The organism is Massilia scottii (genome assembly GCF_030846495.1).
GTDB lineage: Bacteria > Pseudomonadota > Gammaproteobacteria > Burkholderiales > Burkholderiaceae_D > Telluria_A > Telluria_A violaceinigra.
In genome coordinates this window covers 41,679-64,186 of sequence record NZ_JAVCWM010000004.1, presented here as the reverse complement: position 1 = coordinate 64,186, position 22,508 = coordinate 41,679, and the positions used below count along the sequence as shown (strand labels likewise).

At 66.3% G+C, this 22,508-nt stretch carries 21 protein-coding genes; 5 read left to right on the top strand and 16 right to left on the bottom strand.

The window, feature by feature from the left end; genetic code table 11:
• Nucleotides 1-32 precede the first annotated feature (32 nt).
• Both RBA41_RS06385 and RBA41_RS06380 read right to left on the bottom strand, forming a co-directional pair.
• Nucleotides 33-1,046 carry a PP2C family protein-serine/threonine phosphatase gene (locus RBA41_RS06385; protein WP_306622183.1) on the bottom strand — a complete coding sequence of 338 codons (1,014 nt, stop codon included), beginning with the start codon at nucleotides 1,044-1,046 and terminating at the stop codon, nucleotides 33-35.
• A 50-nt stretch (nucleotides 1,047-1,096) separates the two neighbouring features.
• Nucleotides 1,097-2,350 (bottom strand): MFS transporter, encoded by a 1,254-nt coding sequence (locus tag RBA41_RS06380; RefSeq protein ID WP_306622181.1) that lies wholly within the window; start codon nucleotides 2,348-2,350, stop codon nucleotides 1,097-1,099.
• A 115-nt stretch (nucleotides 2,351-2,465) separates the two neighbouring features.
• On the opposite strand from RBA41_RS06380, the gene RBA41_RS06375 reads away from it, so the two are divergent.
• Nucleotides 2,466-2,921, top strand: coding sequence for a GNAT family N-acetyltransferase (locus tag RBA41_RS06375; protein ID WP_306622179.1), 456 nt, complete (start codon nucleotides 2,466-2,468; stop codon nucleotides 2,919-2,921).
• A gap of 6 nt (nucleotides 2,922-2,927) precedes the next feature.
• On the opposite strand, the gene RBA41_RS06370 is transcribed toward RBA41_RS06375, so the two are convergent.
• The 5 genes from RBA41_RS06370 to RBA41_RS06350 form a co-directional block, all read right to left on the bottom strand.
• Nucleotides 2,928-3,362 (bottom strand): SH3 domain-containing protein, encoded by a 435-nt coding sequence (locus RBA41_RS06370; protein WP_306622177.1) that lies wholly within the window; start codon nucleotides 3,360-3,362, stop codon nucleotides 2,928-2,930.
• A gap of 10 nt (nucleotides 3,363-3,372) precedes the next feature.
• A complete protein-coding gene (locus RBA41_RS06365; protein ID WP_306622175.1) occupies nucleotides 3,373-4,893 on the bottom strand; it encodes a hypothetical protein in 1,521 nt (506 codons plus the stop codon).
• Nucleotides 4,854-7,250: an FtsW/RodA/SpoVE family cell cycle protein gene (locus tag RBA41_RS06360; RefSeq protein WP_306622173.1), complete on the bottom strand. Its 2,397-nt coding sequence runs from the start codon at nucleotides 7,248-7,250 to the stop codon at nucleotides 4,854-4,856. Before RBA41_RS06360 ends, RBA41_RS06365 begins: the two co-directional genes overlap by 40 nt.
• Complete coding sequence (locus RBA41_RS06355; protein WP_306622171.1) at nucleotides 7,247-8,251, bottom strand: serine/threonine-protein kinase; 1,005 nt, start codon at nucleotides 8,249-8,251, stop codon at nucleotides 7,247-7,249. The genes RBA41_RS06360 and RBA41_RS06355 overlap by 4 nt, the downstream gene beginning before the upstream one ends.
• Before the next feature lie 127 nt (nucleotides 8,252-8,378).
• Nucleotides 8,379-8,861 carry a glycine zipper domain-containing protein gene (locus RBA41_RS06350; protein ID WP_306622169.1) on the bottom strand — a complete coding sequence of 161 codons (483 nt, stop codon included), beginning with the start codon at nucleotides 8,859-8,861 and terminating at the stop codon, nucleotides 8,379-8,381.
• A 214-nt stretch (nucleotides 8,862-9,075) separates the two neighbouring features.
• Here RBA41_RS06350 and RBA41_RS06345 point away from each other — a divergent pair, with 214 nt between their 5' ends.
• Together RBA41_RS06345 and RBA41_RS06340 are read left to right on the top strand one after the other, a co-directional pair.
• The gene (locus tag RBA41_RS06345) at nucleotides 9,076-10,209 is read left to right on the top strand and encodes a metallophosphoesterase (protein WP_306622167.1); all 1,134 of its coding nucleotides are present in this window, start codon (nucleotides 9,076-9,078) and stop codon (nucleotides 10,207-10,209) included.
• 108 nt (nucleotides 10,210-10,317) lie between these two features.
• On the top strand, nucleotides 10,318-11,754 hold the full coding sequence (locus RBA41_RS06340; RefSeq protein ID WP_306622165.1) for a M20/M25/M40 family metallo-hydrolase: 1,437 nt from the start codon (nucleotides 10,318-10,320) through the stop codon (nucleotides 11,752-11,754).
• A gap of 8 nt (nucleotides 11,755-11,762) precedes the next feature.
• Here RBA41_RS06340 and RBA41_RS06335 read toward each other — a convergent pair whose 3' ends face one another.
• The 3 genes from RBA41_RS06335 to RBA41_RS06325 form a co-directional block, all read right to left on the bottom strand.
• A complete protein-coding gene (locus RBA41_RS06335; protein ID WP_306622740.1) occupies nucleotides 11,763-12,611 on the bottom strand; it encodes an MBL fold metallo-hydrolase in 849 nt (282 codons plus the stop codon).
• A 114-nt stretch (nucleotides 12,612-12,725) separates the two neighbouring features.
• Complete coding sequence (locus tag RBA41_RS06330) at nucleotides 12,726-12,917, bottom strand: Thivi_2564 family membrane protein (protein ID WP_099879863.1); 192 nt, start codon at nucleotides 12,915-12,917, stop codon at nucleotides 12,726-12,728.
• A gap of 132 nt (nucleotides 12,918-13,049) precedes the next feature.
• A complete protein-coding gene (locus tag RBA41_RS06325; protein WP_306622162.1) occupies nucleotides 13,050-13,421 on the bottom strand; it encodes a DUF1566 domain-containing protein in 372 nt (123 codons plus the stop codon).
• 196 nt (nucleotides 13,422-13,617) lie between these two features.
• On the opposite strand from RBA41_RS06325, the gene RBA41_RS06320 reads away from it, so the two are divergent.
• A complete protein-coding gene (locus tag RBA41_RS06320) occupies nucleotides 13,618-15,120 on the top strand; it encodes a right-handed parallel beta-helix repeat-containing protein (RefSeq protein ID WP_306622160.1) in 1,503 nt (500 codons plus the stop codon).
• A 136-nt stretch (nucleotides 15,121-15,256) separates the two neighbouring features.
• Complete coding sequence (locus RBA41_RS06315; RefSeq protein WP_306622158.1) at nucleotides 15,257-16,414, top strand: PQQ-dependent sugar dehydrogenase; 1,158 nt, start codon at nucleotides 15,257-15,259, stop codon at nucleotides 16,412-16,414.
• Between the two features lie 414 nt (nucleotides 16,415-16,828).
• On the opposite strand, the gene RBA41_RS06310 is transcribed toward RBA41_RS06315, so the two are convergent.
• From RBA41_RS06310 to RBA41_RS06285, 6 genes are all read right to left on the bottom strand, one after another.
• Entirely contained in the window at nucleotides 16,829-17,812 is a 984-nt protein-coding gene (locus RBA41_RS06310; RefSeq protein WP_306622156.1) for a PEP-CTERM sorting domain-containing protein, read from the bottom strand.
• Between the two features lie 117 nt (nucleotides 17,813-17,929).
• Nucleotides 17,930-18,163: a hypothetical protein gene (locus tag RBA41_RS06305; protein ID WP_306622154.1), complete on the bottom strand. Its 234-nt coding sequence runs from the start codon at nucleotides 18,161-18,163 to the stop codon at nucleotides 17,930-17,932.
• Between the two features lie 97 nt (nucleotides 18,164-18,260).
• Entirely contained in the window at nucleotides 18,261-19,616 is a 1,356-nt protein-coding gene (locus RBA41_RS06300) for a DUF4214 domain-containing protein (RefSeq protein WP_306622151.1), read from the bottom strand.
• Between the two features lie 375 nt (nucleotides 19,617-19,991).
• The gene (locus RBA41_RS06295) at nucleotides 19,992-21,314 is read right to left on the bottom strand and encodes a PLL family lectin (protein WP_306622149.1); all 1,323 of its coding nucleotides are present in this window, start codon (nucleotides 21,312-21,314) and stop codon (nucleotides 19,992-19,994) included.
• 280 nt (nucleotides 21,315-21,594) lie between these two features.
• A complete protein-coding gene (locus tag RBA41_RS06290; RefSeq protein WP_306622147.1) occupies nucleotides 21,595-21,813 on the bottom strand; it encodes a hypothetical protein in 219 nt (72 codons plus the stop codon).
• 78 nt (nucleotides 21,814-21,891) lie between these two features.
• A complete protein-coding gene (locus RBA41_RS06285; protein ID WP_306622145.1) occupies nucleotides 21,892-22,494 on the bottom strand; it encodes a PEP-CTERM sorting domain-containing protein in 603 nt (200 codons plus the stop codon).
• Nucleotides 22,495-22,508: the final 14 nt, after the last annotated feature.

The window sequence follows — 22,508 nt, the reverse complement described above, 5'->3', positions numbered from 1 at the left end:
TTTGTGTTTTGAAACAGAGTGTTGTCGGGTCATCAAGGCTCGCCCGCATAAAGTTGTTGGGTCGATATCGGCGCGGCTGTCTCATCCTGAACCAGGGGCCGCAGCACGATGGCGGTCAGATTGTCGATATGCAGCTCGGGCGGTGGATTGCTGCGCATTTCCGCAAACAGGGCGTCGCTGATGGCGCGGGCGCTGTGCTGCCCTGCGAGCAGCGCCGGCCAGCGTGCCAGCCATGCGCACGGGTCGGCGCAGGCCCAGAAACCGTCGCTGGCAAGCAAGTACACCGCGCGCGGATCGAGTTCCAGCGCGCGCCGGTCCGGCAAGTGGTACAGATACGACGGCAAATTGCGCGGCGACAGCTCATACAGCTCATCGGCCAGCTCGGCCGGATTGGCGAACGCATTGCCTAGAATGAAAGCTTGCGAAATCTGGGAGCGGTGTTCGCCATGCACCTGTTGCCACCATTCGTGCTCGCCCAGCAAGCCGCCCATCGCAAAGGCGGTCGCGGGAACGTGGTCGACCGTCATCGGGGTGACGTGCGCGCCGATGATTTCATACAGGCGCGAATCGCCCACGTGGTACAGCAGCGCCGGCTTGTTGGGGCGCAGTTCCAGCATCGTCAGGGTGGTGCCGGGCCGCTTGCCGGTGGTGGGATCGCAGCCGAATTGCCGTTGCAACTGCCCGTGCAGCAGGTCGAGCCGGGCCGACAGGTCGCCCAGCGTGTGGCAGGCGGGCATTTCCAGCAAACCGTCCACCACCGCCTCGGCCGCCTCGCGCCCCCGCCCGTGGCCGCCCATGCCGTCGAGCACCGCCACGCGCATGTGGCCGGCGGGCCAGTTGGCCACCTGCTGGCGCTGCCCGGCTTGCCCGCGCAGGAAGACGGCGCTGCCGGTGCAGTCGACGACCAGGTAGTTATCCTGGTTCTCCAGGCGCGCAAGCGCGTTGGCGCCGGCGCATGAGTGCACCGACACGTCGAGATAGGGGCCAAAATCGAGGCTGGGGGCTGCTGTTGTCATCGGGCTTGGCGTGGCGGATTTGTTTTGCACTGCTGCAATCCTGACAGCTTATCGGAAACGGCGCCGCGCCAAAACGACGATCAGATGGACGTTTCCCGCTTTCCTGTCGCCAGTGCGATGGCATTGACGATCACGCAGGCGCCGGCGCTGGCCAGCGCGGCCTGCACGCCGACCCGGTCGGCAAGCGCGCCCCAGACCATGCTGCCGACGGTATAGCCGCCCGCCATCACGAACAGATAGATCGACAGGGTGCGTGCGCGTATGCTGGCCGGAAAAGCCAGTTGCGCCGCCGCGTTCAGGGTCGAGACGGTCGCCGACCACGCCATGCCGGCCGCGACAATGAGCGGCACCGGCAGCGCCAGCGAGCGGAGGAATGGCAGCAGGCACAGCATGGCGCCGTAGACCAGCAGCGAGCCGCTCAGCAGGCGCGTCTTGCCGACCCGCGTGCGCAGCGAGGGCAGCAGGAAGGCGCCGCACACGGCGCCCGCGCCCAGGCTGCCCATCAGGATGCCGAACACGCTCGAATCTATGTGCAGCACCTGGCGCACGAACACCGGCAGCAGCGCCGCGAATGCAATCGTCGCGAAAAACACCGTGCACACATTGAGCAGGATGCGCCGGTAGCGCCCGCAGCCGAGCGCGGTGCGCAGGCCGAGCTTGAGGCTGCTTGCAAAATCGACCCTGGCGCGCGGCTCGGGCACGCCGTCGCGCCACCACGACCAGTACACCGTCAGCAAACCGACGAAAGAGAGGGCGTTGACCAGGAACAGCGCGCCGGCGCCGACCCAGTTGAACAGCAGCCCGCCCAGCGCCGGCCCGACGATGGCCGCGACGTTGTAGCTGAGATTGTTGAGGGTGGCGGCCGCTTCGACCTCGTCCGGTTCGACCAGGCCCGACATCGACGCTTGCCAGGCCGGCCACATGAAGGCCGCGCCGGCGCCCATGCAGAACGTCAACGCCAGCACGGGCGTGGTCGACACCCGGCCGCTGATGGCCAGCGCGGCCATGGCGCAGGCGCACAAGGCCATGAACAGATTACAGAAGAACAAAAATTTGGGCCGGTCCACCGCATCGGCAATCACGCCGGCAAACAGCGCAAACAGAAAGATGGGAATGTAGCTGGCGGTCTGGACCAGGCTGGCCGTCGAAGCCGAGCTTGCCACACAGGCAATCAGCCAGGCCGAGGCGAAGGTCTGGGTCCAGGTGCCGAGGTTCGATATCAGGTTGGCAGTCCACAAATGCCGGAAGCGCGCGTGGCGCAGCGGCTTGGACAAGGGCACCCTGGCGCACAGCGACGGCGCCGGCAGGGGAATGGACAGGCTCGGTTTGGACATGATCGCTCCAGTCTACGGCGCGCTAGTGCCGAGCGTCAACATGCGGGCGCAAATGGCCTGCACAATCGCGTCCAAACGTGCACAATGATGCTCTGCCAACCTCATTAAACCAACAATGCGTATCCGTCCCATCGAGCCCAGCGACATCCCCGCCGTCGTCGCGCTGTTCCGCGCGCTGGCCACCGAGTTCATCGTGCATGAATCGCCGCCGGAAGTGGTCGCCACCTTCCTGCGTGACAATGACGAGCAGGGTTTCCAGGGTTTTCTGGCAAAGGGCTATGTGTATCACGTGGCCGAGATCGATGGCGAACTGGCCGGTTTTATCGCCGTACGCGAACGCAGGCATCTGTATCACATGTTCGTCGGTAAAACCTTCCACGGACGCGGCGTGGCGCGCGCCATGTGGGACGTGGCCCGGCGCGAAGCGATCGATGGCGGCGGCGACGGCAGCTTTACCGTCAATTCGTCCAATTACGCGCTGCCGGTCTACCAGGCCATGGGTTTCGAGCGTACCTCGCCCATGCAGAGTGTCAATGGCCTGTATTTCAACCCGATGAAGCTGCCCGCCTGAGCACCCTCAGCGCCGCGCTTCCTCGGCGCGCCGCAGCCACAGGCTGCTCGACCAGCCGCGTACAATCTTGCCGTCGATGCGCGCGCTGACCTGCCACCAGTCGCCGTCGCGCAGGCCGGTCGTGGTCACCACGGTTCCCGCCGGCGCCACGGCGATGCGCGGGGCGCCGATGCCTTTGTCCGCGCGCAGGTTCAGGTCATCGTAGACGGTGTAGCTGATGCCGGCGTGCGAGGGCGGCGCGGCCGCCAGCGCCGGCAGGGCCGCCGGCAGCAGCGACAGCAGCAGGGCGCCCAGGCCCCAGGTGCCGGCCACCAGGATGCTTGCCGCGCGCAGGTTGGGCCGGCGCCACCAGCGCGCAGGCGTCAGCCACGCCGCCAGCACCAGGGTGGCGACCAGGCCCGCTGCGTAGGCGGCCATGGTCAGGTAAGGTGCGCTTGGCATGGTGCTCTCCTTACGCGTCGAAACGCAGCACGTAGTGGCCGGCCACCAGATGATGACCGGATGGCAGCATATAGGGCTTGTCGGCGCTTGCCTCGCCGATGCTGGCCACGAAAACCAGCTTGTCATCGAGGTGGTACAGCGCCTGGGTCGCGCTCAGGCGCCCGATCCGGTAACCGCTTGGTCCCGCCTCGAAGCTGAAGGCGCTGCGCGAGAGGCCGATGCGGTCGGCGCTGGCGCTGTCGGCGCCGCCGGCAAGGCGCAGGAAGCGCGCCGAATCGAGCACCCGCAGCGCCGCCAGCATGGGCGCGCTGCGTCCGAAGGCAAAGCGCGCGCCGCTGGCCACGGGAGCGGCGATCGGATGCGGCAGGCGTAGCAGGGCGCGATAGCGCTCCGCCATGGCGGGAGCGACCGCCAGCAGTTCCACTGGGCGCGCATCGACCGGGGTGAAGGTGGCGGGCGCCTTGATCGGCTGGCGTCCGGCGCTGGTGAGCGCGAACAGCTGGTCGGTCGCGTCGACGGCGAAACCGATGGCGGCCGCTTCGCCGTCGGCGGCCAGCTGCAGCGAGGGCGCCAGGCCAATCTCCATCGACACGGCTCCGGTATCGTGATAGCGGCTCAGGCAGGGCAGCGCCAGGCCGACCAGGCTGACGCGCTGCTGCGCGAGCGGGGCGTAAGTAGCGTCGCTCTCGACTGGCGCGGCGGCGGGACGGTGGCTGAACGGCACGGCGGTGTCGCCGGCATCCATGCCGGCCGGCGCGCGCGCCTTCCAGACCGCCGCCGGTTTGCCCGTGGGGGCGGGAATGGGGGCCGCACCGGCGCGGCGCACGCGCATCAGCAGGCGCGCGCCGGCGCTGTCGCCCTTGGCGCTGACGACGTAATGGCCGCTCAGCGGGTCGAGCGCGCAGTCGAATGCGCCCTTGGGCCGCACCTGTACCTCGATCGGGGCGTCGGGACCATCGTTAATGAGCAAAATGGCGCCCACCGTGCCGAACGGCCAGGCCGGCACCGCGTGGCTGGCCAGGTCGGCATCGTGGCCGATCAGGGCTAGGCGCTGCTGCGGGTAGATCGGGCACACCGCCTGCCATACGGCGCTGTCGCGCGAGGTCTCCACTGTATACAAGGGCTGCTCGCCGGCGGCGGGCAGGTAGACCGCGTGGCCGAACTTGACCTCGACCTGGCCCGGTTCCAGCGCATCGGTGCCGATCACGTCGTAGCGCACGTCGTCGCTGCCGAGCAGGTCGCCGAAGTCTTTCTGGTGCAGGGCCGTGAGCGATTGCGCCAGGTCGCGCACGCGGGCGCCGCGCGTCAGGTGGCGGTCGTCGTCGACTTCATCCTGCGCCAGCATCAGGGTGATATGCGAAAAGCAGCGGGTGGGCGCGCGGCCGCGGTGTTCGCGCGGGGAGCGCTCCAGCAGGTCGCGCAGCAGCGGGCGGCGCGAGAACAGCGCCAGGCCGGGCGCCTGCCACAGGGTTTCGGCATTGAACACATCGTTCACCTTGCCCAGGACTTCATGTTGGACGTAGACCGGCATGGTTGATTCTCCTCGATTGATTGCGCACTGATTGCACTGAACGCTAGCAGGGGGCAGATGAAAAACAGCAGGTGGCTGCCGCCGGCCGACAGAAAACTCATGGGCTGGCCCATGATCGGGAAGATCGCCAGGTTGGTCCCCCACGACAGCAGGAAGTGGCCCAGCACGAAGGCGGCCCCGCCGCACAGGGCGAAGCAGCGGAAGCGCCACAGCCAGGCCTGGCGGAAGTCGCGCGTCTGCTCGCTGGCGCCAAAGGCGCGCGCCGCCGTCTGCAGCAGGCCGACCAGGAACAGCGCCTGCAGCGCCCACAGCGCCAGTGCGCCCAGCAGGCCGTGGCGGTTCAGGAAGAAGGATGGCGCAAAGTCGTCCTGCACCGCCGGAATATGCAGCGCGCTGCCGCCGATTTGACCCATGGCGCCCAGTCCCAGCACGTTGTCGGCGCCCCACCAGGCGCCCTCGGCGATGGCGCGCGCCGCCAGCAGCAGTTGCTGGCCGGTATGCGGATGCTGGGCCGGGTCGAGCCACACCAGAAAACGGTCGGCATAAAAGCCCCACTGCGCCACTTCGGCCACGCCGGCGCTGCGCAGCCAGGCGATGCTGCCGGCAGCGATACACGCCACGCCGAACAAGGCCGCGGTGGCGGCGTGGGTGCGGGTGGCCAGCGCCCACGCCAGGGCCATCGCCATGCACCACACCAGCAGCAGGATCAGGGGCGAATAATCGTCGACCTGGACCAGGGCCAGCCCGAGCAGGGCGGCGAACAGCAGGACCGGGGCCGCCAGGCGCAGCCAGCGCCGCGCGGGACTCGATTGTTCCGGCATGTCCGCATGCCAGCCAAGGCCGATGGCCAGGCAGTGCGCGGTTAGGGCGGTCAGCGCCAGCTTGGCGAATTCGACCGGCTGCAGGTCGAACACGCCGGTTTCGTCGCCGAAGACCACCTGCATCAGGAGCGCCACCAGGGCCGCCAGCGCAAACAGGGCGAGCATCCATTCGAGGCTGGTCTGGGGCATGACCGGGGCGCCGGAGCGCACACGCAGGCGCAGGTGCGCTCCGATGCCAAGGCCGATCGCCAGCAGCGCCACCGATTTCTGGAAGTGGCGCAGCGCGGCCGATTCGGCGCCGCCGAAGCCCAGTTCCAGCTGCGCGAGCAGGCCGACCGCCAGCAGCAGCACGCCCGCCGCCGTGGCCAGGGTCAGGCGCGCCGGCACCAGCAGGCAGCCCCACAGCGCTGTCCAGGCCAGCAGCATCGACCAGCCCACGCCCGGCGCGCTGCCGGAGCGCTGGAACAGCAGCGCGGCCACGCCGGCAATGGCCAGCAGCGCACTGCCGATGGCTGCCGCGCGCAGCGCGCGGCTGGTATCGCGTGTAAAAGGCCAGGCGCCGCGCTGCCATTGCACGGCTGCCGCCGCGGCCAGCAAGATGCACAGGCCGAGCGCCACGTACCACGCACGTCCGGCGGGCAGCGTCCACAAGCCGCGTTTCTTCCACTGCCACGCCACCTGCGCCGGCAGCAGGGCGTCGGCTTCGGCGTACAGCGCCACGTGGCGTTGCGGCAGCAGATGCAGCACGCCGTCGCCGATCTGCACGCCGAGCCGGGTACGCCCGGCCACCAGCGTCTGCACGCCGGCCAGCGCTTCGGCCCTGCGCGCCAGGTCGACCGGACCTGCGGTGGACGAGATCATCAGCGGTGCGCGTTCGGCGGCGCCCGAAAGCAGCAGGCCGTCCCGCGTGCGGGCGATGGTGGCGCTGGCACGCTCCACATAGGCGATGCCGAGCCGGTTGCCGCAGTACAGATTGCCGCCAAAGGCGAGCGGACGCGCCACCGTGAGCGCCTGGGGCATGGCGCGGTTCCAGAGCGCGATGGCGCGCGCGGCGACGCCGGCGTCCGGGCACGCGGGCTGGGCGCTGTCGTTGCGGTACAGCGTGGCGCCGTCGTAGCGCCATGCGGCGCCGGGGCTGGAGAACGCGACTTGCCTGGTGCCGCCGTCGGCGACATCGAAACGCGCGGCGCCGATTTGGAACGACTGGCCGGCGCGCAGCGCGCTTGAGCCCATGCGGCGATCAAACCCATCGCGCTGCAGCAGCACCTGCTTGCCGGCGCTGACGTTGCTGGCCCACCAGCTGCCGTCATGCGCGCGGCGCAGTGCCAGGTGGGCGCTGTCGGCCTGGGGGGCGGCCAGTTCGGCGTCGCCGAGGGTGAGCGATTCGCCCGGCTGCAGCGACACCGAAATGCGCTCGGGCGACCATGCCGGCGGCGCGCGCCACAGGCACACCAGCTGCAGCAGGCACAGGACCGCGAGCAGGCTGGCGGTCAGGATGAAGCCGGGCGAACGGTCCGCAAGCCGCAAGCGCATCATGGCTGGACGCTCGCGGGCAGGGCGGCGCGGATGGCGCCGATCATGCGGCTGATCTGCATGGCGTGGCGCGGACGTTGCGCGCGGTCGGCGTCGAGCAGGGCGCGCAGCAGGAGCAGCGCCTCGTCCGCGCCGCTCGATGGCACATCGGGCGCCGGATTCCAGGTGCCGGCGTCGGCCTGGCGCCCGAAGGCGCGCACGAAATGGTCCGCTTCATCGGCGTGCAGGGTGGGGGGAGGGTGGTTTCCGTGGCGCGCCAGCAGCATGGCCGCGCCCTCGTTGCGGTGCTCGCGGTAAGCCTGGCCGCAGTCGCTGCAAAAGCGCAGCGGCAGGCCGCCCGTCACCAGATAATAAAACAGCGCCCCGAGGGCAAAATAATCGCTGCGCGTATCGGTATGGTAGCTGCCGGCGGCATCCGGGAAAAACTGTTCCGGCGCCTGCCAGCTGGCCGTGCCGGCGTAGGCGCGGGCCTGGCCGCCGGCCAGCGGGCGGCTGGTGCCGAAATCGGCCAGCTTGACGCTGCCGTGACGGCGCGAGAGCAGCACATTGGCCGGTTTCAGGTCCAGATACGACCAGCCGTACTGGTGAACGGTGGCCAGCGCCTGGTTGATCTGCCCGAGCCAGTCGAGCAGCTGGCCGGTAGGGAGCGGGCGGCCGGCATCGCGTTCGAGGGCGATGTGGCGGCCAAGATCGGTGTCGAGCAGTTCGAGCGCCATGACGGGCAAGCCATCGTGCTCGCCGCTGTCGAGCAGGCGCACCACGTGGCGCTCGTCCCACGGGGCGAGCGATTGCAGGAAGGCGATTTCGTTGCGGGCGCTGCTCACCCAGCGCTCCTGCTGCAGGGGATGGGCGCGCGCCATCTGGTCGCGGTTGACCAGCTTGAGCGCCACCTCGCCGCGCGGTCCCATCGCACGCCACACCTCGCCGTAGGCGGAGCCGCCCAGCTGGCCGCACAGGCGGTACTGGCCCGCCCCAAGCGCGATGATTGCATCCGCTGTTTCCATGCTTCCCCCTCAGGTGCCGGCACGTGCCGTCAGCAAGCCATAGCGGAGGGGCTGGGAAAGCGAGCCGGGACGAAAAAAAGGCACGAGAAACTCGTGCCCGGGCAAAACTGGGGGGAACTAGCTGTAATTAACGGCCGTATCCGTGACCGTGTCCGTGACCACGACCGTGGCCGCGGCCATGACCATGGCCGTACCCGTGACGATATCCGCGGCCGCGCTCGACATACACGACCGCCGGAGGGCCGTAGTAGCGCGGTGGCGGCGCGTAATACACCGGGGCTGGCTGGTAGTAGCTGCGCGATTCGACATACACGCGTGCCGGCTCGCGGTACGGGCGCTCGTAGCGGCGCTCTTCGTAGCGGGTTTCGTAGCGGTTGTCGTTGTAGTTGCCGGAGTTGTAACCACGGTCGCGGGTGCTGATCGAATTGCCGACCACCGCACCGATGACGCCACCAACCAGCGCGCCGTTGCGCGATCCTGTGCTGTTGCCGATTGCTGCGCCGGCGACGGCGCCGATCGCCGTATTGACACCGCGGTCGCTAGCCATTGCGGTGGAGGAGATGGCCGCCGCGGCCAGAATCACCGCACCAGCAAATTTTGTGTTCAACATAGCGTTTCCTTTGGCCTCAACCGAGATCGGGATGATCACGCAAGCGCTGGGGCATGACTCCACTATATCCGTACTCCATCGGAACTCCATTGGTAATACAGAATCTTACAAATGCGGACGTCCTGTAACAACGGTGCCGTGCAATCTCTGCCCTTGCGTAAGCCGATTGCCGCCCCATCTGCCTTCGGTTACCCCTCCTTTTCCGGACCTGCCCATGCCCGCGCGCGCCGTTTTCATTGTTCTGGCCCTTCTGTCAATGTTGCATGTCTATATAGGCATGCGGCTGGTGCCGGCCATCGATCCCGGCCCGCTGGGCGTGGCCTTGGCGGTCGCCTTGCTGGCCGCGTCGACCCTCTTGATGCCGGCCGGCCTGCTGTCGGTGCGCTTCAAGCGCTGGCGCTGGGCCGACCAGCTGGCGTGGGCAGGGATGCTGACGATGGGCTTTTTTTCCTCGCTGCTGGTCCTGACCCTCGTGCGCGACCTGGGCTTGCTGGCGTTTGAAGTGGCCGGCGGCGCGGGCCAGGCCATCGTGCGCGGCACGGCCATGGCGGTGCCGTTGCTGGCGCTGGGCGTGACCCTGATTGGCCTGGTCAATGCCCGCCGCGTGGCGCGCGTGGTCGATGTGGACGTGCCGATCGCCGGCCTGCCGGCCGCGCTGCACGGGTACTCGATCGTGCAGATTTCCGACGTCCACGTGGGCCCGACCATCAAGCGCGGCTACCTGAACGCCATCGTCACCCGGGTCAACGCGCTCAAGCCGGACGCCATCGCCATCACGGGCGACCTGGTCGACGGCAGCGTGCGGCGCTTGCGCATGCATACCGAACCGCTGGCGCGCCTGTCGGCCCGCGACGGCGCCTTTTTCGTCACCGGCAACCATGAATACTATTCCGGCGCCGACGAGTGGATCGCCGAGATGCGCCGCCTCGGCCTGACGGTGCTGATGAACCAGCACGTGGTCTGCGAGCGCGGCGACGCGGCCCTGATGATCGCCGGCGTGACCGACTTCACGGCGCACCATTTCGACGAATCGCACCGCAGCAACCCGCGCGCGGCGGCAGCGGGCGCGCCGGACCATGTGACGGTGCGCATCCTGCTGGCGCACCAGCCGCGCAGCGCGTCCGCCGCGGCCGACGCGGGCTTTCACCTGCAGCTGTCGGGCCACACGCACGGCGGCCAGTTCTTCCCCTGGAACCTGTTCGTGCCCCTGCAGCAGCCGTTCACCGCGGGCCTGAACCGCATGAGCGAGCTGTGGGTCTACACCAGCCGCGGCACCGGTTACTGGGGTCCGCCGAAGCGCTTCGGCGCCCCGTCCGAGATCACGCGGGTGCGCCTGGTGGCGGCATGAGCGGGGGTTGACGCGCTGCCGACCCGCCTTTGACCGGCATCATCCCGGCACGCCCGGCGTAAATGCGCTATCGTTGGAATCCTTCTGCCCACTTCAAGGATTGAACGCATGTCACGCACGTTCCACACGCCTGTGTTGTCCCTTATCGCCGCCAGCATCGTCAGTGGCGGCGCGCTTGCCGCCGCTCCCGGCAACGATCCCGCCGCCCTGGCGAAAATCCGCGATACCGCGCTCAAAAGCGACTGGGCCTACGAGCGCCTGGCCGACATGACGGACCTGATCGGGCCGCGCCTGTCCGGGTCGGCCGGCGCCGCCGCCGCGGTCACCCAGGTGGCCGACGCCATGCGCAAGCTGGGCGCCACCGTGACGCTGCAGCCGGTCAAGGTGCCGCACTGGGTGCGTGGCGAAGAAAAGGGCGAGCTGGTGGACTACCGCGGACGGCCGGCCGGCGTGACCCAGCGCGTGGTGCTTACTGCACTGGGCGGATCGTCGGCCACGCCGGCGGCGGGGCTGGTGGCGCCGGTGATCGTGGTGCGCAGCTTCGATGAACTCAAGGCGCGCAGCGCCGAGGTGAAAGGCCGCATCGTGCTGTTCGACGTGGCCTTCGACCAGGGCATGGCCGAGCGGGGCATGGCGTCGCAGGCTTACCGCCAGGGCGCGAAATACCGGGTCGGCGGGCCGCGCATGGCGGCCGAACTGGGCGCGGCCGCGGCGCTGGTACGCTCGGTCGGCGGCGCCGATTTCCGCCTGCCGCATACCGGCACCGGCGGCATGCAGGACGGCGCGCGCATTCCGGCGGCCGCCGTCAGCGCCGAAGACGCCATGCTGATGGTGCGCCTGGCCGCGCGCGGCCCGGTGAGCATGCGCCTGACGCTCACGCCGCAAGTGCTGCCCGACGCCGACAGTTTCAACGTCATCGCCGACTGGCCGGGCACCGACAAGGCCGACGAATTCGTGATTGTCTCCGGCCACCTCGACTCCTGGGACCTGGCCACCGGCGCCAACGACGACGGCGCTGGCGTGGCCAGCGCGATGGGGGTGATCGAGACGCTGAAAAAGCTCGATTACCGGCCGCGCCGCACGATCCGCGTGATCGCCTGGGCCAACGAGGAAAACGGCGGGCGCGGCGCGCAAGCGTATTTCGAGGCGAACAAGACGACAGTGGGCAAGCAGATTGCCGCGATCGAGAGCGACAGCGGGGCCGGGCGGCCGTTCGGGCTGCGCGCCAGCGTGCTCGCGCGCGACGTGGCGCAGTTCGCGCCGCTGCAGGCCGCGCTCGAACCGATGGGCGCAGGCGCCTTCCAGCGCAGCGATGCGCTCAGCACGGGCGACCTGCACGAACTCGAACAGGCCGGCGTGCCGAGCTTCTCGCCGCTGATCGATACGTCCAGCTACTTCCATTACCACCATACCGCGGCCGATACGCTCGACAAGGTCGATCCGGAAAACCTGCGCCGCCACGTGGCGCTGATGGCAGCCACCACCTGGTTCCTGGCCAATACCGACAAGCCGGTGGCGCGCTGGGTCGACGCCGCCAAACAGTAAGAACCGTCTCAGAAAGCGTTGAGCGGGATCTTCAGGTAGCGCACGCCGTTTTCCTCGGGCGGCGGCAGCTGGCCGGCCCGCAGGTTGACCTGGATCGCGGGCAGGATCAGGGTCGGCATGGCGAGCGTGGCATCGCGCGCGCTGCGCATGGCCACGAAGTCGGCCTCGCTCACGCCATCGTGCACATGGATGTTGTGCGCGCGCTGCTCCGCAACGGTAGTCTCCCATGCGGGTGCGCGTCCGCCGTGCGGGTAATCGTGGCACATGAACAGGCGCGTGGCGTCCGGCAGCGCGAGGATGCGCCGCACCGACCGGTACATCAGCGCTGCGCTGCCGCCGGGGAAATCGCAGCGCGCCGTGCCCACGTCGGGCATGAACAATGTGTCGCCGACGAAGACGGCGTCGCCGACCGCGTACGCCATGTCGGCCGGGGTGTGCCCGGGCACGTGCAGGGCGCGCGCCTGCAGTGCGCCGATGGCAAAAGTCTCGTCGGGCTCGAACAGGTGATCAAAACAGGTCGGTTCGCCCGGATCGGCGAACAGGGCGGAAAAGGCGCGCTGCACGCTGCGGATGTCGGCGCCGATGCCGGTTTTCCCGCCCACTTGCGCGGCCAGCCAGGGCGCTGCCGACAGGTGGTCGGCGTGGGCGTGGGTTTCGAGCAGCCAGGCGACGCTGAGCGCATTGGCGCGCACGAAATCGATGACCCGGTCGGCCGATGCGGTGGCGGTGCGGCCCGAGCTGGGATCGAAATCGAGCACCGGATCGATGATCGCGCAGGGCGTGCCCGGGCCGGCGAACACCACGTAGGTGATGGTGGCGGTGGCGTCGTCGAAAAACGCCTGGATCTGTGCTTGCATCGGAAATAAGGCTGTCATGGTCGCCTGATTATATTCCCACTACATTCCCACGACAGGTAAAAAAGCCCGGCGGTTCCTTTTGGAACTGGCCGGGCCGGTCGAACTGTTGCGGGACTAAAAATTCAGTCGCGGCAGGAAGTTACCCGGAATGATGCCGAAGACGGACAGGACGATCAGGATCAGGAGAATGATGAACAGCACACGGACGATCTGCGCCACGGGCGACGGCAGTGGCAGCATGCTGACGAGCCACCAGATCAGTCCGAAGACGACCAGGTAGACGATGAGGCTGATGAGGATATTCATGGTGTTTTCCAATACGGCTGTTGTTATTTAAGTGCTTCGGAGTAGACAGAACGGACGATATCGGAAAAGCATCTGCCGATCCGTTCGGTAGGGCACATAGCGCATGCGTGAGTGGCGTCGGTGCGGCCGCGATCAATCGATCGGCAGGCGGCGGATGGCGCGCGCCCGGCCGCGATAGGGCCGGCCGTACATGGTCTGGATGCCGCTGGTGAAGTTTTGCCCCCACACCAGGTGGGCGCGCGGCTCCTGCGTTTCGCATGACCAATACCACATGCGCTGGAAGTGCTCGCGCAGGTTGGCGTACAGCAGCGCCAGCTCGCGCCGGGTCGGCAATTCGCCGCCGCACTGCAGCGCCCAGTCGCGCGCAAGTCCCCACGGAACCTCTTCTAGCTCGTCGGGAAGCAACACCAGATGGTGGTCCCGGCAGTTATCTTTTCCAAGAATCAGACCGGCATAGTGCTCGCCAGCGGGAAGGGCGTGTTTGACATCCTTGTAGTCGCGCATGGGTTCTCCGTCAGGTTGAATGTCTTGCTTAGAGCGGCCCGGCGAAGCCAAGTTGCAGTTAAGTGTTTGATTTCTATGCGGGAATTAAAAATGTGGTTCTCATACTTGACAGAAATTTTCCTGTCAAATAGTTGAACCTAAACATTTGATTCCGCTCAAACCTTACTCATTCACGTCACAAGGTAAGGAACCTGTAATGAATAAATTTGTCACTTTTGCTTCGGACATCCGTGTCAGTGCGTTGCTGTGCAGCAGCATGACGGTCTTGCTGACCGCGTGCGGCGGTGGTGCTGACCAACAGGACTTGTCCCAGGCTAAGCAGCAAACGCAGACGGCCGGCTATATCGTCAGCACCGAATCGACCGCTGCGGCCACGGCGCCGGTCGATCCGCTGATGGCGGTCCGCGCCGACGGCGACCAGGCCGAACCCGCCGCCATTGCCCCCCGGGACAACGGCACCGATGCCGCGAGCAGCAGCGCAACGCCTTACTCCGAGAAAGATTTCATACTGACCGGCTATGGCGCCGGCGACGCCATGCCGGCCCGGGCCACCGCCACGGCGTACGGCGCCAGCGATGCCGCCGCCCTGGCCGCGGCCAGAGCGCAGCAAGCACCGGCACCGGCGGCATTGGCGCCCGTCATTCCTGCCACCACCTACAACTTTTACGTCGCACCGAACGGCAACGACAACAACGCCGGCACCGCCTCCGCACCGTTCAAGACGCTGGCCCGCGCGTCGAAAGCGGCTAAACCGAGCACCACCGTGTTCGTGGCCCCCGGCACCTACACCGGCGGCATCAAGACCACCGTCAGCGGTTCCGCGAGCGGGCGTATCTATTACGTGTCGAGCACCAAATGGGGAGCCAAGATTGTGGCTCCCGGTTCCAGCGGCAAGGCCGCCTGGGATAACCGCGGCAATTATGTGGACATCGTCGGCTTTCACGTCGATGGCAGCGGCAGCAAGTGGACCAACGGTATCTACAACGGCGGCTCCTACGACATGATCCGCGCCAACCATGTGCACGACATCGCCAAGGGTGTCGGCTGCAACAGCGGCGGCGGCTCGGCCATCGGCATCGACAGCTACTACAAGGGCGTCAAGTCGGATGTGGTGGGCAACCTCGTGCACGACATCGGCCCTGTCGGCTGCCGCTTTATCCAGGGCATTTATGTCAGCACCTCGGGCAGCGTGAAGAACAACGTGGTCTACCGCGTCTCGGAAGGCGCGATCCACCTGTGGCACGATGCCAACCGCGTCATCATCACCAACAACACGGTGACGACCTCGAGCACCGGCATTATCGTCGGCGGCGGTGACTACTATCACACCAAGGGACCGAACGATTACACGGCCGTGTACAGCAATATCGTGTACGACAACAAGATGGGCGTGTCGGAGCAGGGCCAGACGGGCAAGAACAACACCTACCGCAACAATCTGGTGTTCCAGAATTCGACCTACGACTTCAGGCTCAAGAACGGCCTGAAGCACACAGAGACCGTGTCCTCGGCACCCTTGTTCGTGGACTACAAGCGGACCGGCACGCCGGACCTGCGCCTGACCAGCAGCTCGCCTGCGATCGGACGCGGCACGGCGACCGAGGCGCTCGCATTCGATTACCTGGAAAACCCGCGCAACGCCAAAACCGGGTATGACATTGGCGCCTATCAGTACCAGGCGCCGTCGACGCAGGAGTAACAGCATCCGATGCGCCGGCCCGTCACGGCCGGCGCATCGTCAATACGCCACGCCCGGTGTCGACGCCGGGCGTGCGCATCCGGCAGCGATCCGGTACGATGAAGGGCGAACCCCCCCATTGTTAAGGAGATACCCGATGTTGCCCATTCCCTTGTCCCACACCCTGAGCATCGCGGTAATGATGCTGGCGCTGCCTGCCGCGCTGGCCCAGTTGCCCACCAGCGATGCGCCGCCGCCCGCCAAAGGCTGGCGCGCGGAAACGGTCGGCGAAGGTTTGTCCCATCCCTGGTCGATGGCGTGGCTGCCGGACGGCCGCCTGCTGGTCAGTACCAAGGAAGGCAAGCTGCATCTGCTCACGGGCAAGCGCTTCGGGCAAGTAGCGCTGGAGGGCATGCCGCCGGTCTTCACCAACGGGCAGGGCGGCCTGCTCGACATTGCCATCCATCCGGGCGACAGGAAAAATCCGCGCATTTACATGACCATGGCCACCGGTACCGACGAGGCTAACCGCACCACCCTGGTCCAGGGCGTGTTCGACGGCAAGCGCGTACACGGCATCAAGACGCTGTTCCGCGTCCAGCCCGACAAGAGCGGAGGCCAGCATTTCGGCTCGCGCCTGCTGTGGCACAAGGACGGTACCTTGTTGATGAGCGTCGGCGACGGCGGCAATCCGCCGCAGAAGATTGGCGGCATGCTGGCGCGCGAGCAGGCCCAGAATCTGGGCAGCCATCATGGCGCCATCCTGCGCCTGACCGATGCCGGCAAGGCTGCGCCCGGCAATCCGCTGGCTGCGCGCCCCGGCGCGTTGCCGGAGATCTGGAGCTACGGCCACCGCAACATCCAGGGCATGGCGCTCGACGCCAGCGGCCGCGTGTGGGCCACCGAACACGGACCGCGCGGCGGCGATGAACTTAATCTGGTCGAAGCGGGTCAAAATTATGGATGGCCGCTGCAAAGCTACGGGCGCGATTACCGCACGGGCGAAGCGGTTGGCCAGCCGGTCGTGCCCGGCATGACGCAGCCGAAGGTTGCATGGGTGCCGTCGCCGGGCGCATCCGGCCTGACCCAGTACAGCGGCAGCCAGTTCCCGCAATGGCGCGGCAGCCTGTTCAGCGGCGGGCTGGCCACCACCGATGTGCGGCGCATCGTGCTGGACAAGGAGGGTAAGGTGGTGTCGCAGGAACGGCTGGAGATCGGCAAGCGCGTGCGCGATGTGCGCCAGGGGCCCGACGGGCATCTGTACGTGATTACCGATGAAGACAACGGCCAGTTGCTGCGCATCGTGGCGCAATAAGCGGCGCCTGGTGGCGGTACGGGTATCGTGCCTGGGCCGGCCAGCGCCCGCACCGCCAGCTTTCCGGCACCGGCGCGGCGGGCTCGCAGCCGGGTCCGGGTTCGCGCTGCTCCGGGGCGGGCCGTTCGGAGCCGGGTCTGGATTCGCATTGCAGCGGCGCGGACGTCACCGGTTTCTCGAGCGGCACCGTGGTTATGGAGGGCGTGAACGTACCGATGATCAATGGTTGTCCAACAGCCAGCGTTGGTACCGCCAACGCTGCCGGCCTGACGGAAACCGGCTGGACCATCACCATGTCGGGCCGGAACCTCATCGTTTCACCGATTAGCGCTAAATCCGTTGATAGGTGCAAAGTAACTTGTACCGAGGTGGCGACCTTCTCCCCCATGTCGCCGCAGCGCGCGCCAGGCCAGATCAGCAGGAAGCAGCAATCAACGAATCCTTCTTGCGGCGATGGCCGCCCACACCGGCTATCAGCAAGCCGCCCAGTATCATCATAGCCCAGGACTCGGGCTCCGGAACAGGCAGGAGCGACTGGCGCAAGTCGATGCCGGCATCGGTCACGATGGCGTAAGCCGGCACGGCCACGCCATCGGCGGTGACATTGGACAGCCCGCCCCAGTAGCTTGAATGTGTCGAATCGACGAAGCACCCGGCGGCGGAGTCGATTTCAGCGGTTTCGTACACCGAGCATGCGGCGCCCACCATCTGGTGAAACAGGATCGGCTCGCCCCACACGAAATCGACCACCAGCTCCTGCATTCCGAAACCTGGCTCCTGGCGGATGCCGTCGGCGTCGTCCACCACGTGGCTGGTCAGCCAGGTGGCATTGCCCTGGTTATCCCAGGAGTGCGTTTGCATGAAATCGGCGTAGCTCAGTCCAAGCGACGTGCGCGCCGCGAAAATACTGTCGAATTGCAAGTGGCCAGAGGCTGCCACTGTGCCGCTACCCGGGTAGGTCCCGATCGACGTGCTCGGCGCGTAATCGAAATGGTTGCGGATAGTGAATTGTCCCTTTTTCCCTGCCAGCGCGGCGTTCGACAGGGTGGCGGAAAATTCCCACATCGCAAATGCGCTTGCGGATGCGCTTGAGGACAATGCCGAATTGGTTGCCGCGTGCGCATACGCCTTCAGCACACCCGGGCGCGCATAGCCATAGGCGCTGGCGGCCGAATAAATGCTGGAGGCCGACTGGATCAATTCAAGCGACGGCTCCCCGAATTCACGGTCGATATCGGTACGGTAGTCCTTGACGCGATGGGTCGGCACCTCCGCCTCGGCAATAATGGTCAAGCCGGCGTGGGCCTGGCTCGCAAGCACCAGAAGACTGAACATTGCACAAACAGATTTTGTTGACATCATTTTTCCCCAGGTTAAAGACACCGATCGGGAAAGCAAAATCTGGTCCAGTTATTTAAACCTCATATTAGTCAATTGCTTACAAAAACTCGGTAGGCTAAGTTGTAAAAAGCGTCGACAGAGGTCAAGGTCGTGATCCATGCGACTTGCACTGCGTCAACGGTGCTGTGGATGATGCGCGATGAGGCCTGTATCAAGCTCGCTGGTCGCCAGCAGGTCTGCCGGTGCGGTCGTCTTGGCCATGGCTTCCGCAAACACCTTCGCGAGCTCGTGCAGTCTTTTGTCGGCGTGCCCGGTCGCCAGCTGGGTGGCCCCGGCGCCGATGAAATCGCCCAGGGTGAGCGGCGCGGTGGGGACAGGGTGGTCGGACTGGGGAGGGGCATCGGTCATTGGCTACACCGCGTGCTTGTCAAAAAACGCGATCGCGCGGACGGCCCGGAGCAGGGCCCAGGTTCGCGCTATTCCGGCGCGCCCGCGTGCACGCGGGTCAGGCCAGCAACGCCGGGACCACCGCGGTATCCATGCCCAACAGGCCGATCGGCGTGTCGTGCGCGGATGCGGACGGCATGTCGTGGGCATGATCGCCCGGCGTGCGCGGCGGTGAAAACGACAGGATCGCGTAATTGACGTGCACCTGGTAAGCATCGATTGCCGTCGTCGCCGACACCATCGACAGCAGCGTGCGCGCTGCCGCGGCTGCGTCACTGCCCTGATATGCGCCAATCTCTGTCGGCACATCCAGCTCGGCCGTGAAGTTCCACGCAACGCTGACCTTGTTGGCGATGGTTTGCCTGTCGGTCAATCCCTGGGCCGATGTGTTCGACTGCGCACCGCCAAGAATCGCCAGCGCGGCATTGGCGCGGGTCAGCTGGCCCGAATCGATGGCGGACGTCCAGAAATCGAGCCCGGCCTGGTTCGGGGCGCGGTTCAACAGATTGTTGAAGATGGCTTTGACGAACACGTGGGTGTCGCCCGGGTACAGCGCCTTCGATTCGGCGCTCGTGCCGAACGAGTCGATGAGGTTGCGGATGCCCGCATCGCTGCCGTATTTGCCGCTCAATTCGCTGGCGTTGTCGGGTGCCTTCAGCGCCGCCAGCTGCGACTGGAAGGCGCGCAAGCCGGCCGGATCTGCGGCACGTCCGAAATAACCCAGATACAGCGACTCCGCCAGCATGCTGTAGCGCAGGTCGACCACGCCATCGGCGAAGGCGACCTGCTCCACGTTGCGCACTTCATCGCTACCTTCAAGGCCATCCTTGGCCGAGATCGTCAGGCGGGTACCCATGTGGATCATGCTGTAGGCGGCCCGGTCGCCGGAATAGACCAGGGCATCGTCGCCGGCGCCGCCATCGATTTTCTCGCCGCCCATGCTGGAAAAGAGCTTGTCGTCTGCGCCGCTGCCGGCAATGGGCGTGGGCGTGCTCGCCGTCGCCGTGTCCAGGTCCGCGTAGAGGCGCACGCTTCTGCCCGACGACCCCGGGTACATCAAGACGCCGGCATAGAAGGTTCCCGAGTAGGGAGCAATGAAATCGTGCAGATAGGCGCTGCCATCGGCGGAATAGTCGTACTCCTGGACAATTGCTTCACCGCGTTCGTTGTACACCCAGATCATGGGCGCCTGCTGGTCGTCGGTCGCGCGGATCGCATACTGCTTGCCGGCTACTCCAGTCCAGCTCAGGATCTTTTTGTAGTTGGGGCCCGCAGCCGGGTCGCCGACGCTTGCGGACAGATCCCATCCGAATTCCATGGGCGCGGGGAGATGGGCCTGCAAATTGAGCCTGGTGGCCGCCGCCATGTCTTCGGGAAGCAAGTGAAATTCGGTTGTGATCGTCGTGGTCGTCATGCTGCACCCTTATCGGTCGGACGGAGCCAAAGCGGGGATTTTAAGGGCAGTGATGGTAAAAAAGAAAGAGCTTGTAAATATATAATTTTGCGTATTGGATAACGACTACCGCAGCCGGCGCGGATGATGTCGCAGTACGAACGGCCCGCCACGATCGCTCAGGGGATCGTTGCCGTTTTCCGCATCGCCGTCGATGCGCAAGGTCGAATATGGGCACTGCGTGGGGGAAGCCACGGGCGGCAAAGAAAAGCCCACGCATGCGTGGGCTGGGTCCGTGCTGGCAAGGACGTGATCGCCGCGCCAGCCGCAATGCGGAGCGAGCGGCGCCGGCATCAGGTTCGCCGGCGCCGCTCGGCCGCGGGTTGAAAAAAGACGTCAGCTATCCATATCGTCGCTCAACTGCGCGCTCTGTCCCGATGCGTCCGCGCCACCGCCGGCGGAATCGGACGCGCCCACCGGCGACTGGCCGAAGGACTGGATGATGCCTCCCATGGCCTCGTACCCGGTGAGCGACGGTCCCCAGCTCGAACCGTTCCACCACTTGTGGTACAGCGCGCTGTCCGAGCCCGTGACAAACACATCGAGCCTGTTCGGGCCCCATGCCACCACCCGCGGTTGCGAGGACAGGATGCCGCCCATGTTTTCGAAGCCGAGCAGCGATGGACCCCAGCTGCTTCCGTTCCACCATTTGTGATACAGGGCGCTGTCGGTGCCGACCACGAACACATCGATGCGGTTCGGACCCCACGACACCGCCTCGGGCATGCCCACGCACACGCCGCCGAGTTTTTCCAGGTTACCTCCGGCGGGCAGCCAGGTACTGCCGTTCCACCACTTGTGATACAGCGCGCCATCGGTGCCGGTCACGAACACATCGAGGCGGTTGTTGCCCCAAGCCACCGCGCGCGGCGCGGACATGCACACCCCGCCCAGGTTTTCGTAGCCGGTCAGCGACGGCCCCCAGCTGCTGCCGTTCCACCACTTGTGATACAGCGCGCGGTCGGTGCCGATGACGAACACATCGAGCCGGTTCGGACCCCAGGAGACAATTTCAGGCTGCTCCATGATGATGCCGCCCATGTTTTCGTAGCCGGTCAGCGAGGGTCCCCAGGTCGACCCGCTGCGCCACTTGTGATACAGCGCGCGGTCGGTGCCGATGACAAACACGTCGAGCCGGTTGGGGCCCCACGAGATGGCACGCGGGTCGCCGATGCACAGGCCGCCCAGGTTGGTGTAGCCGGTGAGCGAAGGCAACCAGTTGCTGCCGTTCCACTGCTTGTGATACAGCGCGCTGTCGGTGCCGGTCACGAACACGTCCAGGCGGTTGGGTTGGGTCGAGATGGCCTGCGGCGCGCTGGTGCCGACACCGCCCATGAATTCGTAGCCGGTCAGGGACGGGTTCCAGCTCGAACCGTTCCACCATTTGTGATGTATCGCGCGGCCCGTTCCCAGCGCGAACACGTCGAGCCGGTTCGGACCCCACGACACTACGGGAGACGAACTTGGTTTGCGCGGACCCGCCTGCACAGCCAGTTCTTGGGCGTCGGGCGTGTCGTCCTGCGCCGCGGTCGCTGCGGCAGGCTGGCTCATCATCTGAGCGCCCGGCATGCCATGCGCGCTGGCCGGGGCGGCGCTGCCCGCGTCGGACATCCCGCCACTGGTGATTGAATCCGTAATTTCCGATTGCATCGATTTCATGCTGTTTCCCTTCCGGTTCGTTGATCGTCTTCCTGCACGGTGCCGTGCCAACGGCGTATGTGCGCAGGCCTGTATAAATTATCGACGCATACCAAACGGGAACTTTTGATGGATGTGCAAGCGCGACGCTTCCGTTTCCGGATGCGGGAATAAAAATACCTATCTAAAAAGCAAAAGCGATAGCTTGTTACATGGAAACGCAATCGCGTGGCGTGCCGCGCCTGCGCGCCGCCAGCAACACCCTGCGGCGCAGGCGCTGGCGCACGTGCAGGCGGTGTTCCTAGTCGTCGCCCGGACCCTCGCCGGGCATGGTGTCGGCCATCAGCCGCAGTTCGTCGTCATCGAATTCGTCGTCATCCGGATAGTCCGGCGCTTGCAGTTCGTCGTCCGCAGGGGTGATGCCCTCGTCCGGCACGCCGGGGCAACGCGGCGCGGTTGACGGCGTGGCGCCGGGCAGGTGGTCCGGCTGGTCGTTTTCATGAGCGTTGCTGTTGGACATGGCAAGTCTCCACTGAAGTGATGACTGTTTGGACAACGGTGCATACTGCAAGGTTCCCTGCCGGTTTGTGCGCGCGCATCAAGCGGCGCGGCGCCGCCGTGCAGCCAGCAGGCCGGCGATGCCGATGCCGATCAGGCCGAGCGAGGCCGGCGCGGGCACGGGCACCGGCACCGGGATGGTCGGCACCGTGGTCGCCGCATTGCTCAGCGAGAAACTCAGATCGTTGAACTGGTAGGGCCCGCCGCGTAAATCCTCGAAACTGACGAGTGCGGTTCCCGGCGTCCAGTCCTGCTGCACGCGCGCATGGGCGCGCCGGTCCGGATTACGGCTGGCGGGGCCGCTGAAGAAATCGCGCCCGGTCGTGTTCACGTGCAGGCGGAACATCAGTTCGCTGCCCACCACGAACCGCCCGAGGTTGAAGATGCCGCCGACCTTGGTGTCGCGGTTGCTGAACATGAACACATCGTTGTTGTCGACCCCGTCATCGGTAAACAGATACAGGTCGTTGGCATAGTCGGCCGAGCTGCCCTGGTACGTTGCCACGAGGGCGCCCGCGTTCGCGGCGAGCACGGCCAGCCCCTCGGTGCCGGGCGAAGCGATCGGAATGGCGAACGCCGCGCCGGGTGCCAGCAGCCCGGCCAGTGCCACGGTGCCGGCAATCAGTCGAGAACAGAATGTCATGCGCGTGCTCCCTG

Coding starts and splice junctions, on each gene's coding strand:
- RBA41_RS06380 (WP_306622181.1), bottom strand. CDS start 2,350: ATGTCCAAACCGAGCCTGTCCATTCCCCTGCCGGCGCCGTCGCTGTGC.
- RBA41_RS06375 (WP_306622179.1), top strand. CDS start 2,466: ATGCGTATCCGTCCCATCGAGCCCAGCGACATCCCCGCCGTCGTCGCG.
- RBA41_RS06370 (WP_306622177.1), bottom strand. CDS start 3,362: ATGCCAAGCGCACCTTACCTGACCATGGCCGCCTACGCAGCGGGCCTG.
- RBA41_RS06365 (WP_306622175.1), bottom strand. CDS start 4,893: ATGCCGGTCTACGTCCAACATGAAGTCCTGGGCAAGGTGAACGATGTG.
- RBA41_RS06360 (WP_306622173.1), bottom strand. CDS start 7,250: ATGATGCGCTTGCGGCTTGCGGACCGTTCGCCCGGCTTCATCCTGACC.
- RBA41_RS06355 (WP_306622171.1), bottom strand. CDS start 8,251: ATGGAAACAGCGGATGCAATCATCGCGCTTGGGGCGGGCCAGTACCGC.
- RBA41_RS06350 (WP_306622169.1), bottom strand. CDS start 8,861: ATGTTGAACACAAAATTTGCTGGTGCGGTGATTCTGGCCGCGGCGGCC.
- RBA41_RS06345 (WP_306622167.1), top strand. CDS start 9,076: ATGCCCGCGCGCGCCGTTTTCATTGTTCTGGCCCTTCTGTCAATGTTG.
- RBA41_RS06340 (WP_306622165.1), top strand. CDS start 10,318: ATGTCACGCACGTTCCACACGCCTGTGTTGTCCCTTATCGCCGCCAGC.
- RBA41_RS06335 (WP_306622740.1), bottom strand. CDS start 12,611: ATGCAAGCACAGATCCAGGCGTTTTTCGACGACGCCACCGCCACCATC.
- RBA41_RS06330 (WP_099879863.1), bottom strand. CDS start 12,917: ATGAATATCCTCATCAGCCTCATCGTCTACCTGGTCGTCTTCGGACTG.
- RBA41_RS06325 (WP_306622162.1), bottom strand. CDS start 13,421: ATGCGCGACTACAAGGATGTCAAACACGCCCTTCCCGCTGGCGAGCAC.
- RBA41_RS06320 (WP_306622160.1), top strand. CDS start 13,618: ATGAATAAATTTGTCACTTTTGCTTCGGACATCCGTGTCAGTGCGTTG.
- RBA41_RS06315 (WP_306622158.1), top strand. CDS start 15,257: ATGTTGCCCATTCCCTTGTCCCACACCCTGAGCATCGCGGTAATGATG.
- RBA41_RS06305 (WP_306622154.1), bottom strand. CDS start 18,163: ATGACCGATGCCCCTCCCCAGTCCGACCACCCTGTCCCCACCGCGCCG.
- RBA41_RS06300 (WP_306622151.1), bottom strand. CDS start 19,616: ATGACGACCACGACGATCACAACCGAATTTCACTTGCTTCCCGAAGAC.
- RBA41_RS06295 (WP_306622149.1), bottom strand. CDS start 21,314: ATGAAATCGATGCAATCGGAAATTACGGATTCAATCACCAGTGGCGGG.
- RBA41_RS06290 (WP_306622147.1), bottom strand. CDS start 21,813: ATGTCCAACAGCAACGCTCATGAAAACGACCAGCCGGACCACCTGCCC.
- RBA41_RS06285 (WP_306622145.1), bottom strand. CDS start 22,494: ATGACATTCTGTTCTCGACTGATTGCCGGCACCGTGGCACTGGCCGGG.